Raw genomic sequence first — 15715 nt, forward strand, 5'->3', positions numbered from 1 at the left:
TGACGAGAACATTCACACCTAGACACTTGCGTATCTTGGTAGATTTTATTCTCTCAAAACGTGTCCGCCAAAGTCTCGTTCGAACCGTCCCATCCCTGGCGGGATGAGGGGTTCAGCAGGACTCTGCCGCCCACGTTTCTCTTTCTTCAATATTCAATTTTCAAAGAACAGACTCTGCAGACGCAGTGTCGTGGCCCGTTACGCTTTTGGCTTCGGGGCCTGTCGAGTGTCGCTCACGCGGCTCTCTTGAATTTCGCGGAGGGCAGATTTAGAAGCGAACTTCTTCGTCGCCAGCGGCGCGCCGCCCTCGTTGTTGAGGCGTATATAGTCGGGGGGCGTCCAAAGTGTCAACAGCGATTTCGAACTTTTTTGAATTTTTTGCGACGAAAGTTGGGGCGCCGCTTTTCTGTAGCCGACTGCCGCTACGGCATGGGGACAACAAAGCCGGCTGTCGCGGTGGAGCCCTATTGCCGCCGTATTGCAGTTTGACACCAAGGCCAACGAAGCAGGCGAAAGCGCCACCCGCGCAGGGCCTTCTATAAGAGACCAAACGGCGCCTCCCAGGCGCTTCCTATAAGAGACTAAAGAGAACCCATAGAGACAGACGTGTGATTGGGGATTTCGGCCGGGGCCAGGCGCTTCGTTGACTTCACCCGCCGTGACAGGCAAATGTCATGGCCACAACAAGAACGACAAGCCGTTCCGCCCCGGGGAAGAAGCAGCCTTTCTGGATGCCAGACACGGAAGATGTCATAGCCGACCTCGGCAACGAGCCGCCGCTGATCGCGGACGGCCGCAGCGGCCCTCCCGACCGGCGCGAGGTTTCGGCGCGCTGGCTGTCGGGCACCTTCCTTACCGGCGTGACCTCGAGCGTGCTGATGGGCGTGGCGCTGTTTGCAGCGCTTGACGGCCGCCAGCAGTTGGCGACGCCACCCGAGATCGCCGAACTGATCAGCCTTGCCAGTGGCGACGATTCCGGTGAGATCGCCAAGACGACACGGCTGGTCGCGCTGCGCCAGATCGCCAAGGCCAAGGATCGCCGGCGCATGGAAGTGTCGATGGTGACCAAGGTTGGCGACCGCGACGTCATCCACACCATGCCTTTCGTGCAGATCAAGATGGCGCTTGCCGCCGGTCACACGACCAGCCGTTCCTATCCGCCTTTCGACCCGATGCAGGTGTTTGGCAATGGCGACGACAATGCCGCCCAGCCGGCAGCCGCCACCGCCAGCCAGATCTATGGCGCCAAGGTCGAAAGCGAGATGAGCCTGAAGACCGTCGATTTCCCGATCGAGACGGCGGCCTTCGACGAAAAGAGCGACCTTTCGGCCGACGAGGTGGAAAAGGTGGTGCACGAGGCCGGCACCGATCTGAGCGACGGCGCCGTCCAGGTCGCGTCGCTGCACTATGTCGACCCACAGCGGTTCGGTGACGGCTTCGCCGAGAGCATGGCCGGCTCCTATGACGTCAAGATCGTCCCGGAAAACGTCTCGGTGTCGCCGCGTGCCGCGGTCGACGATCAGGCGCCGGCCTTCGCCGAGGAAATCATCCCCTTCACCAAGGATCTCGACATTGCCGAGGCCTTCGCCGATTCGGGCTATACCGGTGACGACGCAACCGGGATGGCCGAGGCGATCGCCAAATTGCTGAATGCCACGGCCCTCAAGGCAGGAACCGTGCTGCGCGTTGGGCTCGAGGTCCATGGCGACGCCGCCAAGATCGTTCGCACCAGCGTGTACGACAGGACCCAGCACATCGTCACCATCGCGCTCGACGACCACGACCAGTACGTGCCGGCGCAGGAGCCGGAGCCAAATCCCGAATTGCTGACGGCGTTCGACGATTCGCCTGCGCCCATAGTGCGCGGCAATCTGCCGAACATCTATGACGGCATCTACCGCACCGCCTATTCCTACGGCATGTCCAAGGCGATGACGCAACGGCTGATCAAGTTGCTGGCATCCGGTGTCGACTTTCAGTCGCGCCTCAATCCCACGGACCGCATCGAGGTGCTGTTCTCGCAGCCCGATGGCGACGACCAGGCGTCTGACGAATCCGAGCTGCTTTACGTCTCCGCGACTTTCGGCGGCACGACACGAAATTTCTATCGTTTCCAGATGCAGGACGGCAGCACCGACTACTTCGACGAAAACGGCAGCAGCGCCGAGCAGTTTCTGCTGCGCAATCCCTTGCCCAATGGCCGGTTTACGTCCGGGTTCGGTGCCAGGCGTCACCCCATTTTGGGGTATGTGAAAATGCACACCGGCACCGACTGGGCAGCTCCCGTGGGATCGCCGATCATTGCCGCGGGCAACGGCGTCGTCGAAAAGGCCGGCTGGGCCGGCGGCTATGGCAAGCAGATCATCTTGCGTCACGCCAATGGCTACGAGACGTCCTACAATCACCAGAGCGCCTTTGCCAAAGGCATCGAGCCGGGTGTTCGCGTTCGCCAGGGTCAGGTTATCGGCTATCTCGGCTCAACCGGCCTCTCCACCGGTCCGCATCTTCATTACGAACTGATCGTCAACGGCACAAAGGTCGATTCGATGCGCGTCCGCCTACCGGTCGGTAAGACGCTGAAGGGCGACGACCTCGTCGCCTTCAAGCGCGAGCGCGAACGCATCGACGACCTGCTCAAGCAGGAAGACAGCAATCAGTTGAAGGTCGCGAGCGCCAAGATCGAAGGCTGAGCCGACGTTTTTCGTCGTCAGCCCTGCTGATTCGCCGTGTCGCGCGCCCATGGCAGCCGCTCGCCGGAAACCGTCGTCCACGCGGTGATTGCCGAAAACAGGCAAAGCAGCGCGGTCACCGCGGCAACGGCGGCGAATGCCGCGTCGCTGGCGGCAAGTCGTGCCGTATCGAGGCCGGGCGCCAGGCCGGCTGGCGGCGGTTCGCCGAAACCCGGAATGCCGGAGCCGGCAGCGGTGCCGAGCACGCCAGCATAGACCCAGGCCGCCAGCGATCCCATCGCCGCCACGGCAATCAGGCCGCCGATGCGCGAGACGGCGTTGTTGATGCCCGAGGCCGCACCCGTATCCTTGTCCTCGACCGCCCGCATGACCGCCGTGGCCACCGGCGCTACCACCAGCGCCATGCCGAACCCCATCAGAGCCATCAGCGGGAATACCCCGATCCAGAAATTGTGGATGCCCCAATAGGCCAGCAGGGCAAGTCCGGCAAAGGCAAGAGCCACAACCAGACTGCCGCTGGCGATCGGAAAGCGAGGCCCGATGCGGTCGGACCACTGGCCGACCGGTCCGGACAACACTGCGATCAATGCCGAAAGCGGCAGGAAGATGAAACCGACCTCGGCCGCGCTCAGCCCCCATCCGGCGATCATGAGCATCGGCAGATAGAACAGATTGGCCGACAGCGCGAAATAAAGGAAGAAGGTCGCCACATTGGCGCCCGCGAACGCGCCGATTCGAAACAACGACAGCTCGATCATCGGCTCGCGCCGCCGGCGCTCGAAGACGATGAACACGACGAGCAAAACCGCACCGGCGGCAATACTCGGGCCGGACATCAGCCCCTCCCCGTCGCCGCTCATCGAGGTCAGACCGTAAGCGAGAGCTCCGAACGCCAATATGGCGAGTGCAGCGCCGCCGAGATCGAGGCCGCGCTTTTCCGCCGGCGCGTCGGCAGGGACCTTGGCCAGCAGAAGATAGACCGAGATAAGGCCGAGCGGCAGATTGATGGCGAAGATCGCCCGCCAGATGCCGTCGCCGAACGCCGACAGCACGAAGCCGCCCAGCACCGGGCCGAGCGCCGTCGTCAGTGCTGATGCTGCGGCCCAGATGCCGATCGCCCGGCCGCGTTCCTTTTTCGGATAGGCTTTGGCGATAATGGCCAGGCTGCCCGGCACCATGATGGCCGCTCCGACACCCTGGATAGCCCGAAACGCAATAAGCACCGTCGGGTTAGGCGCCAGCGCGCAGGCAAGCGAGGCGGCAATGAACAGGACGATGCCGGCGACGAAGGAGTGGCGCAGGCCGAAGCGATCGCCGGCGGCGCCGCCGACGAGAATGAGGGCTGAGAGTGTCAATGCGTAGGCATTGGAAATCCATTGTGCCTCGGCGAGGCTGGCGCCGAGGTCGACGCGGATCGCCGGCGTCGCAATGGCCAGGACCGACCCGTCGATGAAGCCGAGCGCAGAAGCCAGGATCGCGGCGATCAGCACGAACCGCCGCTGCGCCTGCGGACAGAACGTATCGGCGGGAAGTGAGCCGGTCAGGGGAACGGCGCCGGTACCGACTTTGGTTGGCGTGTGCATGCCGCCTTACCTAGATCGCCGGCGCGCCGGCGACAACCGGCCAGCACGCTGTTCTCGTTGAAACCAGGCCCAACCTGGCCACACAGGCAGGATCACGCCGCTCAGGGTGCAAACGGCAAGTGCCGTGCTAAGCTTCTCGCAGCGCTACAGGCAAGGGGGAAATACCGCATGAAACGACCGCTCGAACCCTCGGCGGAAGGACGCGGGCGCGTCGTCGGCATCACCGACGGCGTGTTCGCCATCGCGCTCACCCTGATCGTTCTCGAGATCAGGGTGCCGGCGCATGAAACGGTGCATTCCGAACGCGAGTTGATCACAGCGATCACAGCACTGGCGCCGCGCTTCCTGACCTATGCGCTCAGCTTCCTGACGCTGACCATCTTCTGGTTCGGCCAGCAGGCGCAACACGGGCTGATTGCAAAATCCGACCGGCGGCTTGCCACGCTGAACCTCTGTGTCCTCGGCTTCATCGCCTTGCTGCCGTTCTCGACCGACCTTCTCGCCGACTTCCTCGAATTCAGGACTGCGGTGCTCGTGTACTGGTTCAATCTTTTGATGCTCGGACTGACGCTGCTCGCCAGTTGGCGCTACGCGGACAAAAACGGATTTCTGGCCGAAGGTGTCGACGCGGAGACCACCCGAACGGTCTATCTGCGCATCGTCAAGGCACAGATCCTGTGGGCCGTCGGCGCTGCACTCTGCCTGATCAGCCCGTTGCTCAGCGTCGGCTTCATCCTGGTGGTGCAGCTGATCTATGCCGCAGCGCTGCGCGCGCCACTGCTGCGCAAGGTCATCGGGTGATTCGGGCGAAGGCGTTGCGCTTTAGTCGACGAACTCCACGATAACGCCGGGCGTCACGATCTTGGCAAGCTCGCGCGCGTCCCAATTGGTCAGCCGCACGCAGCCATGGCTTTCGGTCTTGCCGATCTTGGACGGATCCGGCGTGCCGTGAATGCCGTAGGTCGGCTTGTCCAGCGCAATCCAGACCGAGCCGACCGGGCCGTTCGGCCCCGGCGGGATGGTCAGGATCCTGTCGTTTTCGCCCTGCTTGAAATTGATGTTCGGGTTGTAGGTGTAGTTCGGGTCCAATGCGACACGCGACACCGCATGCGTGCCGGACGGCGACGGCGTGTCGGACGAGCCGATAGTCGCCGGATAGGCTGCGACCAGCTTGCCCGCAGCATCATAGGCGCGGACCTGCTTATTGGACTTGTCGGCGATGATGCGCGCCACCGGCGTCGCCACCAGCCTGCCGAAATTGGCGACCTTGATGATGGTGCCCGGACGATTGAAATTGGCGTCCGGATTGAGCTTGTTCAGATAGGTTTCATCCATATGGAAGCGCTCGGCCAGCGCTTCGGGTACCGACGTGTAGCCCATCCGATCGAGCTGGGCCTTTTGGCTGTAGTCCTCCGGTATCGAGGCGACATAGGGGCCGGCCGCATCCTCGGGCGTGATCGTGTAGGAGGCGAAGGCATCGCCACCGGATTGCGCCAGGGCCGCCTGGATACCGACCGCGTCGGTCGATTTCAGATTGCTGCCGGTGATTTCGTTATAGGCGGCGAGTGCCTTGTCGACATTCGAGCCGAAGCGTCCGTCGATGACGCCGGGCGATGCACCGGCACGGTCGAGCAGCACCTGCAGTGCCGCCACGTCCTCGCGGGCGCCGAGCGCAAGCGACGGGTCGACCGCCGTCTTGCCGCCAGTGCTTGGCGGCGGGGCTGTGTCTGGCGGTAAGGCCGCCTGCTCGTTCGGCACCGTCGGCTCGACCGGCTCGATCGAGGCCTCGTTGAGCGGCTGGCGCTCGATGGTGCGCGGCTTTACCGGCTGCGCTGCCTCCGGATAACCGTTGCCGTAGCCGTCATCCCGTGGCGCTTCGGGGAAGGCTTCCACCGAATTGTCGCCATAGGGGTCGTACTCGTCAGCCGGCGGTATGATGACCCTGCCCTCGTCTTCCATCTGCCTGCGGCGGAACCGCGCCGTGTCCTCAGGGTCGTCGAGATAATAGGGGTCGTCCTCGACCGGTCCCAGGTTGCGCAAGCGCTCGCGGCGCAAGGCGCGGCGGTCGAGCCTGGTCTGCGGCGGCTGGATGGCGATGACCTTGCCGGTCTCCGCATCGACGATGACGCGGTTTCCCCTGGCATCGTAGTAGATATCGAGATTGCCGTTCTGGGCTACAAGAATGCCGCCGCCATTGGCGGCACGAACCACCCGTGGCGCGGTATCCACTATTGGCGAGGCCATCGCATTCGACGCCAGCAGCCCGGCAGCAAGCGCTGAAAGGGTGAAGATGGTGCGCAACATGATGGCCAAATTCTCCGGTCCGTAATTGCCGCCGCCGGCATTGTCTCTTCAAAGCGCCGCGCGTCTTTTCGACGCGCAAAGGACGCTCTAACGCTTTAAATCTCCGCATCGTGCTTTGCGAAAATCAAAACTCGATTTCGGGCCGATGTGGTAGGCGAACCCCTTCGCCAGCAAATCAGTTGCCAACGATAAGGTTCCAATATGAACCGGGCATGAAGATGGCGGATTTCTGACCGATTAACCGGCAGCGAGCCGCAATTCCTTGCGCGCCTGCTTCGTCAGCTTCAGCACGACAAGACGGTGGCTTTCGCGCAGGTAATCCTTCAGCGCGCCATCATCCATGCTTTCGCCGGTCTGGCGCTGGATCCATTTCATGCCGCGTGAGGCAAGATAGGGCGCGGGCCGAAGGCCCGGCTGCTCCCTCAGCACGTCATAGGCGATGTCGGAGCATTTGAAGGTAACGAACGGCTCCTTGCCCTCACTCCAGCCGCCGATCGCGAAGACCTTGCCGCCGACCTTCCAGACATGGGCGCCGCCCCACTGCACGACATGGATCGTCGAAGGCAGCGAGGCGCAGAAACTATTGTAGTCGTCCAACGTCATCTGCGCCCCACCAAGTTTCAGACCATGAACCGAAGGCCGGCGTAACAAAAGGGTATGCCGGTTTTTCGGAAAGGATCATGGTCGAGATTGAAGATAGGAATTCCATCCCGATTCGATCGGGATGGAACAGGCTCTTGGCTTGAGCTCAGGCGGCCGCTTCGGTTGCCACGACTGCCGGCTTCGAGCGGAAGTTCAAGCGGTCGGACCCAGCGGTGACCTTGACGGTCGAGCCGTCGAGGATCTCGCCGAGCAGGATCTTTTCCGCCAGCGGGTCCTGCAATTCCTTCTGCATCACCCGCTTCAGCGGCCGCGCGCCATAGGCCGGGTCGTAACCCTTGGCCGCTAGCCAGTCGATCGCCTCCTGATCGAGCGAAAGCGCGATCTTGCGGTCGACAAGCAGGTTTTCCAGGCGCTTGAGCTGGATCTCGACGATACGACCCATATCCTGCCGGCGCAGCCGGTGGAACAGGATTACCTCGTCGATGCGGTTGAGGAATTCCGGCCGGAACGAAGCCCTGACGACATTCATCACCTCGTCGCGCACGACGTCGACATCCTGGTCCTCGCCGAGATTGACCAGATATTCGCCGCCGAGGTTCGATGTCATGATGATCAGCGTGTTGCGGAAATCGACCGTGCGGCCCTGCCCATCGGTCAGCCGGCCGTCGTCGAGCACCTGCAGCAGCACGTTGAAGACATCAGGATGCGCCTTCTCGATCTCGTCGAACAGCACGACCTGATAGGGCCGGCGCCGCACCGCTTCGGTCAGCGCGCCGCCTTCCTCATAGCCGACATAGCCGGGAGGCGCGCCGATCAGCCGGGCGACCGAGTGCTTCTCCATGAACTCCGACATGTCGATACGCACCATGGCGCTCTCGTCGTCGAACAGGAAGCTGGCCAGCGCCTTGGTCAATTCGGTCTTGCCGACGCCCGTCGGTCCGAGGAACATGAACGAGCCGAGCGGCCGGTTCGGGTCCTGAAGGCCGGCGCGCGCACGGCGCACGGCTTTCGACACTGCCTGCACCGCCTCGCCCTGGCCGACGACGCGCTTGCCGATCTCGTCTTCCATGCGCAACAGCTTGTCGCGCTCGCCTTCCAGCATCTTGTCGACCGGGATCCCCGTCCAGCGCGAGACGATATGGGCGACATGATCGGGGCCGACCACTTCTTCGACCATGCCGGCCTTGCCATCCCTGGCTTCGGCCTGCTTCAGCTGCTTTTCGAGTTCCGGGATCTTGCCATAGGCAAGTTCGCCGGCGCGCTGGAATTCGCCCTTGCGCTGGGCAATGGCAAGTTCGTTGCGCGCCTCGTCGAGCTGCTTCTTGAGGTCGGCGGCAAGCCCGAGCTTCTGCTTCTCGGCCTGCCATTTCGAGGTCAGCTCGGTCGATTCCTCCTCCAGGTTCGAGAGTTCCTTCTCAAGCCGGGCGAGCCGGTCCTTCGAGGCATCGTCCTTCTCGACCTTCAGCGCCTCGCGCTCGATCTTGAGCTGCATGATGCGGCGATCGATCTCGTCCAGCGCCTCGGGCTTCGAATCGACCTGCATGCGGAGCCGCGACGCGGCCTCGTCGACGAGATCGATCGCCTTGTCCGGCAGGAAGCGGTCGGCGATGTAACGGTTTGACAGTGTAGCGGCCGCGACCAGCGCCGAATCCGAGATGCGCACCTTGTGGTGCTGCTCGTATTTCTCTTTCAGGCCGCGCAGGATCGAGACGGTGTCTTCGACCGTCGGCTCATTGACGAAGACCGGCTGGAAGCGGCGGGCAAGGGCCGCATCCTTCTCGACATGCTTGCGGTACTCGTCGAGCGTGGTGGCGCCGACGCAGTGCAGTTCGCCGCGGGCGAGCGCCGGCTTCAGCAGGTTCGACGCGTCCATGGCGCCATCCGCCTTGCCGGCACCGACAAGCGTGTGCATCTCGTCGATGAACAGAATGATGCCGCCGGCGGCAGACGTGACTTCGGAAAGCACCGCCTTCAGCCGCTCCTCGAACTCGCCGCGGTATTTGGCGCCGGCGATCAGCGACCCCATGTCGAGCGCCATCAGCTGCTTGTCCTTGAGCGATTCCGGCACATCGCCATTGACGATGCGCAGCGCCAGCCCTTCGGCGATCGCCGTCTTGCCGACGCCGGGTTCGCCGATCAGCACTGGGTTGTTCTTGGTGCGGCGCGACAGCACCTGGATGGTGCGGCGGATTTCGTCGTCGCGGCCGATGACCGGATCGAGCTTGCCCGCGCGGGCGTCCGCCGTCAGGTCGCGCGCGTATTTCTTCAGCGCGTCGTAGCCCTGCTCGGCGCTCGCCGAATCGGCAGTGCGACCTTTGCGTACGTCGTTGATGACCTGGTTCAGCGCCTGCGGCGTGACACCCGCCTTGGACAGGATGTCGGCGGTCTTGGCCGATTTTTCCATGGCCAGCGCCTGCAATAGCCGTTCGACGGTAACGAAGCTGTCACTGGCCTTCTTGGCCAGTTCCTCGGCGGTCGAAAACACCTTTGCCAGCGGCTGCGCCAGATAGAGCTGGCCATTGCCGCCCTCGACCTTGGGCATTGCCTCCAGTGCCGTTTCGACGCCGAGCTTGACGTCACGGACATTGCCGCCGGCGCGCTCGATCAGCGACGCAGCCAGGCCCTCGTCGTCATCGACAAGGACCTTGAGGATATGCTCGGGGGTGAATTGCTGGTGATTGCGGGAAAGCGCCATGGTTTGCGCGGACTGGATAAAGCCGCGCACGCGCTCGGAATATTTTTCAAGATTCATGCCTGTCTCCTTCCGTCACCGGCCCGCTTCGCGGCACCGGATCAGATTGCGGTGACGGACCCGCCCGTTCGAGCCGGATCCTGTTCACGCAAGATATGGGACGCAAACCACGGACCCTCAAGACGCCTCGACACTGGCGAATGCATAATATTCCGAGCGCGCAAAAAAAAACGGCGGAGATTTCTCTCCGCCGTCCAGGGTAAAGGATGCGCTAAGATCGGCTGAACGTTTTTCCGATCAATTCTCGACGTCTGCGATCACAGCTTGACCGCCGGGGCCTTCAGCCGGCGCTGCATCGACATTGCCAGCGTCGGTATTGCCAGTCTCGGCATTGCTTGTCTCGGCACTGCTTGTCTCGGCACTGTCACGGCCGGCGTTGTCGTTGCCGCCATTTGCCGGTTCGACATCGAGCCGCGGACGGCGCGGACGCCTAGGGCGGCGTGCCGGGCTGTTTTCGGCCGCGGCTTCGTTGAGCTCGGCCTGGGCGGCGAGACCCGCTGGCGAAAGGTTTTCGAATTGCGGTGCGGGCTCGCTCACAAAGACCGGCTCAGCGGCCGGCACGGGCTCCGCCTGCGCCGGCGTCTCGTCGCGCCGTGGCTGTTCGACGCGCTGTCCACCCTGCTGCTCGCCGCGCGCGCCATACTCGCCGCGCTGGCCGTTCTGGCCGTAACCGCCATTGGGGCGACGGTCGCGGTGGCGTCCGCCATTGTTGTCGCGTCCGTCACGGTTATCGCGGCCGCCCCGATTGTCGCGGCTGTTTTCCTGGTTCAGCGCCAGCTCGGCCGGCGTGCCATCGATGACCGGCTGCGGGCCGGCCCCGTGATTGACCGCCGAACCCGACGTCTCGTTGGCATTGTTGTTGCCGGCATTGTCGAACTCGTCGCGATCCTCGTCGCCGTCATCGTCGAAATCGTCGCGATTCTGCTGGGCGTTCTGGATCGGCATCTGCGCCTGAGCGGCTGCGATGATGCGGTTATAGTGCTCTGCATGCTGGAGATAGTTTTCCGCCATCACCCGGTCGCCGGAGCTTTGCGCGTCACGGGCAAGGGTTGCGTACTTCTCGGCAATCTGCTGAGCCGATCCGCGGATCTTCACGTCCGGGCCGTTGCTCTCATAGTTACGCGTCAGGGGATTCGGCCCCTTACGATTGTTGTTGTTATTGTTGTTGCCGCCGCCGCCACTGTTGTTGCGACCGCGCATGCGCCTGTTTTGCTGTTGTGGCCTCATTAGACTCTCTTCACTTTGAAATTTTCGAAAAACTCTTCACGAACGGAGGCGCTCATACGGCCAGCCGTTTCGTTCCTTCACCGGCGTTCGCCCGCATCAATTGCGTTGGCGCCACGTGCCATCCTGTTCCGGTTACTTCACTTGCCGGACGATTCCCGCACGAAGCTTGGGCGTCGTTTGCGCAAGAAGGCAGCTATTTCCAAGGAAAACCGAATCGCTAAGAGCACTGCCTGCTTCGTCTCATCCGGTTAACGCGACCCTAGCCGCATTCCCCGGTATTGCCAAGCGCTTTTTTCGCACTGCATCACGGCTTCCACCGTTCGAACACAAGAACTCTGTCGTTTCCGCCGAGATCACGAAACACCCCGACCGAACGGTACCCGGCCGCGGAGAATATCTCCGTAACCTGTTGGTGCTGCGTATGGCCGATCTCGACCGCAATCCTGCCTTGGAGTTCCAAATACGCTGCCGCTCCCGCGGCGATCTTCCTGTAGGGGCTCAGACCATCCACGCCGCCATCGAGGGCCTGGCGTGGATCGAAACCGCGGACCTCGTCCTGCAGATTTCCAATGTCGTCTGAGGGTATATAGGGAGGGTTTGCGACAATTACATGGTACAGGCCAGAAACTTTTTCAAACCAGTCGGATTTGACCGGCGTGAACCGGCCGACGAGCCCCAATTCCCCGGCATTACGCATGGCTGTGGCCAGCGCCTCCTGCGAAATGTCAACGCCGGTGGCGGTCGCGGCCGGAACGGCGCTGAGCAGCGCCAGCGCGATGGCACCGGTACCGGTCCCTAGATCGAGGATGCGGCAGCCGCCCTCGCGTGCCGCCATTGCCTTGACGAAGGGCAGTATAGCCTCGACCAGCGTTTCGGTATCCGGCCGCGGCTCCAGCGTTTGCGGCGAAAGCGAAAGGCGCAAGCCGTAGAATTCGCGGTAGCCAAGGATCCGGTGTACCGGCTCGCCGGCGATGCGCCGCCGCAAGGCGGCTTCGATTACCGCCGTCACGTCCGTATCGACAGCGCGCCCGGGATCGGCGATGGCCTGCGTGCGACTGGTGCCGGAAAAATGCTCGACGATCAGCCTGGCATCGAGCGCCGGATCCGCGATCCCGGCTGCGGCGAGCCGGTTTCGCGCCTCCCGCAGCAGCGGCGCCAGCGTGGCGGGCAGGCTGTCAGCCATCGATGCCGATATCGGCGAGCAGCTTCGACTGGTGATCGGCTATCAGCGCGTCGATGATCTCGTCGAGTTCGCCCATCATCACCCGGTCGAGCTTATAGAGCGTCAGGTTGATACGATGATCGGTGACGCGACCCTGCGGAAAATTATAGGTGCGGATGCGTTCCGAGCGGTCGCCCGAGCCGACCTGCGACTTGCGCGATTCGGAACGTTCCTCGTCCGCCTTGCTGCGCTCGAGGTCGTAGAGCCTGGCGCGCAGGATCTGCATGGCCTTCGCCCGGTTCTGGTGCTGCGACTTTTCCGCCTGCACCACCATGATGCCGGTCGGCAGATGGGTGATGCGCACGGCCGAATCGGTGGTGTTGACGTGCTGGCCGCCGGAACCCGAGGCGCGCATCGTGTCGATGCGGATGTCTTCGGCCCTGATGTCGATGTCGACCTCTTCGGCTTCCGGCAGCACCGCGACCGTCGCCGCCGAGGTATGAATGCGTCCGCCCGCCTCGGTCGTCGGCACGCGCTGCACCCGGTGCACGCCGGATTCGAACTTCAGATGGGCAAAGACGCCCTTGCCCGAAACGGTGGCGATGATTTCCTTGTAGCCGCCGACCTCACCCTCGCTGGCCGACACCGTCTCGAAACGCCAGCCATGCGCCGCGGCATAGCGCTCGTACATGCGAAACAGGTCGCCGGCGAAAAGCGCCGCCTCGTCGCCGCCGGTGCCGGCGCGGATCTCGAGGATGGCGTTCTTGTCGTCGGCGGCATCCTTGGGCAACAGCAGGATCTGGATGTCCTTCTGCAGCGCCTCGATGCGATGCTTGACCTCCGGCAGGTCGGCCTCGGCCAAGGCGCGCATCTCGGCGTCGGTGCCCTTGTCGGCGAGCATCGCCTCCAGATCGGCCTGTTCGCGCTCGGCGGCGCGCAGCGCCCTGATCTTTGCCACCATCTCCTGGATGTCGGCATATTCGGAGGCCATCCTGACATAGGCGTCCGGCGCTGGCCCGGCCGACATCTGCGCTTCGAGCATGTCGAAACGCTTGACGACTTGATCCATACGGTCGCGGGGCAGGTTGATCATGGCGAAGTCTATAGCGGTATCGAGCGGTCATCGGCAAAGGCTTGCAGCAGCGCCCGCATCGGCAGGCCATGCGCCGGCGCCATCAGATTGTCGTCGAAGAACGCTTCCAGTTCGCTGAGCGGCAGTTCCGTCAGCATCGCCTTGACCGGGCCGATCGATGCCGGCGACATCGAGATCGAGCGATAGCCAAGGCCGATCAGCGCCATCGCCGAGATCGGCTTGCCGGCAAGTTCGCCGCACAGGGTCACCGGCGTCTGGTTGCGAGCCCCGGCATCGGCAATTTGCTTCAAAACACGCAGGAACGGCGTCGACAGCGGGTCGAAGCGGTCGGACAATTGGGTATTGCCACGGTCCACCGCCATGACGAACTGGAACAGGTCGTTCGAGCCGACCGAGACGAAATCGACCGCCTTCATCAACTCGTCGAGCTGGAACAGCAGCGACGGCACCTCCAGCATCGCCCCCACCTTAAGGCTGGTCGGCAAATGATGGGCAAAGCGCGACAAATGCCGGACCTCGCGATCGATGATCTCGCGCGCCTGCACGATCTCACCGAGTTCCGTCACCATTGGCAGCATCAGCTTCAGTTCGCGCCCGCCGCACGCCTTGAGCAGCGCGCGGATCTGGGTGCGCAGCAGGCCAGGCCGGTCGAGCGTCAGGCGGATGGCGCGCCAGCCGAGCGCCGGGTTCTCCTCCTGGATCGAGCCCTTGAAATAGGGCAGCACCTTGTCGCCGCCAATATCGATGGTGCGGAACGTCACCGGCTTGTCGCGCGCCGCCTCGAGCACGTCACGGTACAAGCGCTCCTGGGCTTCCGCGCGCGGAAAGGTCGAGGCGACCATGAATTGCAGCTCGGTGCGGAACAGGCCGATGCCGGCCGCGCCCGCTTCGGCCAGTTGCGGCAGGTCGACCGCCAGCCCGGCATTCATCAGAAGGTCGACCTGGACACCGTCCTTGGTCACCGACGGCTTCTTGCGCAGCTCGCGGTAGACCTCCTGCCGCCGCGCCCGGAAACGCACTTTCTCGGCATAGGCCGCCTCGAGGTCGGGCTGCGGGCGCAGATGGATCGCGCCTTCCTCGCCGTCGACGATGATGGCATCGCCGTTTTCCGCCATGGAAACGGCGCCCTTCATCTGGCCGGCGACCGGTATGCCCATGGCCCGCGCCACGATGACGACATGGCTGGTCGCGGCGCCGTCCTCCAGCACCAGCCCGCGCAGCTTGTCCCTGGGATAATCGAGCAGCTCCGCAGCACCCATGGAGCGGGCGACGATGATGGCGTCCTTGGGCAGCGAGGCCGCGACGTCCTCCGGTCCGCGCCCCATCAGCTGCCGCAGCAGCCGATTGGCGAGATCGTCGAAATCGCTCATCCGTTCGCGCAGATACGGATCGGTCATGTGCAGCATGCGGGCACGCATGTCGCTCTGCACCTTTTCGACCGCCGCTTCGGCCGTCAGGCCGTTGCGGATCGCCTCCTCGAGCCGGCGCACCCAGCCGCGGTCGTTGGCGAACATGCGATAGGCTTCGAGCACCTGGCGATGCTCGCCCTCGAAGGCGACGTCGCGGCGCTCCAGCATGTCGTCGATGGAGAGCCTGAGCGAGCCGAGCGACGCGTCGAGCCGCCTGACCTCTTCCTCGCTGTCCTCGTTGAAAAGATTGGTGACGACGATGCGCGGCTCGTGCAGCACCACATGGCCGAGCCCGACGCCTTCGTTGAAGGACAGGCCGGTAAAGCTTACCGGGCGGCGCAGATCGAGCTCTAGGCCGGGCCTTGTCAGCCGCTCCAGATCGCCGGTGGCGATCATCTCGGCGATCACCATCGCCGTCGTTTCCAGCGCCTCGACCTCGTCGTCGCGATAATGGCGCATGGTCTTGTTCTGCACGACCAGGACGCCGAGTGTCCGCCCTGCCCGCAGCACCGGCACGCCGAGGAAGGAATTGTATATCTCTTCCCCTGTCTCCGGCAGGTAGGCGAAGGCAGGATGCTCCTGTGCGTTGGAGAGGTTGAGCGGCCGCGCCGAGGCCGCGATCGTGCCGACCAGGCCTTGCCCCAGCCTGAGCTGCGCCAGGTGGACGGCGTTCGGGTTCAGGCCTTCGGTGGCGTAGAGTTCGAGCACCGAATCGGCGCGCAGCACATAGAGCGAGCAAACCTCGGCAACCATGTTGGAGGCGATGTCGCGCACGATTCGGTCAAGCCGCTCCTGCGGCTCCAGCGGCTCTTGCATGAGCTCGCGGAGCCGTTTCAGCAAAACGCGCGGGCCACTGGCCGAATCACGCATCGCGGCTTCTTCTCCAATAGCG

The 15715-nt window shown here is 63.5% G+C and carries 10 protein-coding genes; 2 read left to right on the plus strand and 8 right to left on the minus strand.

The annotated features are described in order from the left end of the window. The first annotated feature begins 731 nt into the window (after window positions 1–731). Window positions 732–2690, plus strand: coding sequence for a M23 family metallopeptidase (locus NKI52_RS00120; protein WP_352577119.1), 1959 nt, complete (start codon window positions 732–734; stop codon window positions 2688–2690). Between the two features lie 17 nt (window positions 2691–2707). Here the strand turns inward: NKI52_RS00120 and NKI52_RS00125 are convergent, their stop codons facing one another. Then, window positions 2708–4273, minus strand: a complete 1566-nt coding sequence (locus NKI52_RS00125) for an MFS transporter (protein WP_352696729.1) — start codon at window positions 4271–4273, stop codon at window positions 2708–2710. Window positions 4274–4441: 168 nt separating this feature from the next. Here NKI52_RS00125 and NKI52_RS00130 point away from each other — a divergent pair, with 168 nt between their 5' ends. Then, window positions 4442–5074, plus strand: a complete 633-nt coding sequence (locus NKI52_RS00130) for a TMEM175 family protein (protein ID WP_352646607.1) — start codon at window positions 4442–4444, stop codon at window positions 5072–5074. 21 nt (window positions 5075–5095) lie between these two features. Here the strand turns inward: NKI52_RS00130 and NKI52_RS00135 are convergent, their stop codons facing one another. From NKI52_RS00135 to ptsP, 7 genes are all read right to left on the minus strand, one after another. Beyond that, window positions 5096–6577, minus strand: a complete 1482-nt coding sequence (locus tag NKI52_RS00135; protein ID WP_352577123.1) for a L,D-transpeptidase family protein — start codon at window positions 6575–6577, stop codon at window positions 5096–5098. A gap of 237 nt (window positions 6578–6814) precedes the next feature. Further along, on the minus strand, window positions 6815–7180 hold the full coding sequence (locus NKI52_RS00140; protein ID WP_352646609.1) for an MmcQ/YjbR family DNA-binding protein: 366 nt from the start codon (window positions 7178–7180) through the stop codon (window positions 6815–6817). Window positions 7181–7325: 145 nt separating this feature from the next. Next, on the minus strand, window positions 7326–9932 hold the full coding sequence (gene clpB, locus NKI52_RS00145) for an ATP-dependent chaperone ClpB (protein ID WP_352646612.1): 2607 nt from the start codon (window positions 9930–9932) through the stop codon (window positions 7326–7328). Between the two features lie 237 nt (window positions 9933–10169). Beyond that, window positions 10170–11132: a DUF4167 domain-containing protein gene (locus NKI52_RS00150; RefSeq protein ID WP_352570513.1), complete on the minus strand. Its 963-nt coding sequence runs from the start codon at window positions 11130–11132 to the stop codon at window positions 10170–10172. Window positions 11133–11463: 331 nt separating this feature from the next. Beyond that, window positions 11464–12342 carry a peptide chain release factor N(5)-glutamine methyltransferase gene (prmC, locus tag NKI52_RS00155; RefSeq protein ID WP_352621700.1) on the minus strand — a complete coding sequence of 293 codons (879 nt, stop codon included), beginning with the start codon at window positions 12340–12342 and terminating at the stop codon, window positions 11464–11466. Beyond that, window positions 12335–13414, minus strand: coding sequence for a peptide chain release factor 1 (gene prfA / locus NKI52_RS00160; protein WP_352633855.1), 1080 nt, complete (start codon window positions 13412–13414; stop codon window positions 12335–12337). Before prfA ends, prmC begins: the two co-directional genes overlap by 8 nt. An 8-nt stretch (window positions 13415–13422) precedes the next feature. After that, window positions 13423–15693, minus strand: coding sequence for a phosphoenolpyruvate--protein phosphotransferase (gene ptsP, locus NKI52_RS00165; RefSeq protein ID WP_352621697.1), 2271 nt, complete (start codon window positions 15691–15693; stop codon window positions 13423–13425). Window positions 15694–15715 lie beyond the last annotated feature (22 nt).

Source organism: Mesorhizobium sp. M0590, from assembly GCF_040320905.1.
GTDB lineage: Bacteria > Pseudomonadota > Alphaproteobacteria > Rhizobiales > Rhizobiaceae > Mesorhizobium.

Excerpts from the sequence above, each read along its gene's own strand:
- NKI52_RS00120 (WP_352577119.1), top strand. The coding sequence starts at position 732 with ATGCCAGACACGGAAGATGTCATAGCCGACCTCGGCAACGAGCCGCCG.
- NKI52_RS00125 (WP_352696729.1), bottom strand. The coding sequence starts at position 4,273 with ATGCACACGCCAACCAAAGTCGGTACCGGCGCCGTTCCCCTGACCGGC.
- NKI52_RS00130 (WP_352646607.1), top strand. The coding sequence starts at position 4,442 with ATGAAACGACCGCTCGAACCCTCGGCGGAAGGACGCGGGCGCGTCGTC.
- NKI52_RS00135 (WP_352577123.1), bottom strand. The coding sequence starts at position 6,577 with ATGTTGCGCACCATCTTCACCCTTTCAGCGCTTGCTGCCGGGCTGCTG.
- NKI52_RS00140 (WP_352646609.1), bottom strand. The coding sequence starts at position 7,180 with ATGACGTTGGACGACTACAATAGTTTCTGCGCCTCGCTGCCTTCGACG.
- clpB (WP_352646612.1), bottom strand. The coding sequence starts at position 9,932 with ATGAATCTTGAAAAATATTCCGAGCGCGTGCGCGGCTTTATCCAGTCC.
- NKI52_RS00150 (WP_352570513.1), bottom strand. The coding sequence starts at position 11,132 with ATGCGCGGTCGCAACAACAGTGGCGGCGGCGGCAACAACAATAACAAC.
- prmC (WP_352621700.1), bottom strand. The coding sequence starts at position 12,342 with ATGGCTGACAGCCTGCCCGCCACGCTGGCGCCGCTGCTGCGGGAGGCG.
- prfA (WP_352633855.1), bottom strand. The coding sequence starts at position 13,414 with ATGATCAACCTGCCCCGCGACCGTATGGATCAAGTCGTCAAGCGTTTC.
- ptsP (WP_352621697.1), bottom strand. The coding sequence starts at position 15,693 with ATGCGTGATTCGGCCAGTGGCCCGCGCGTTTTGCTGAAACGGCTCCGC.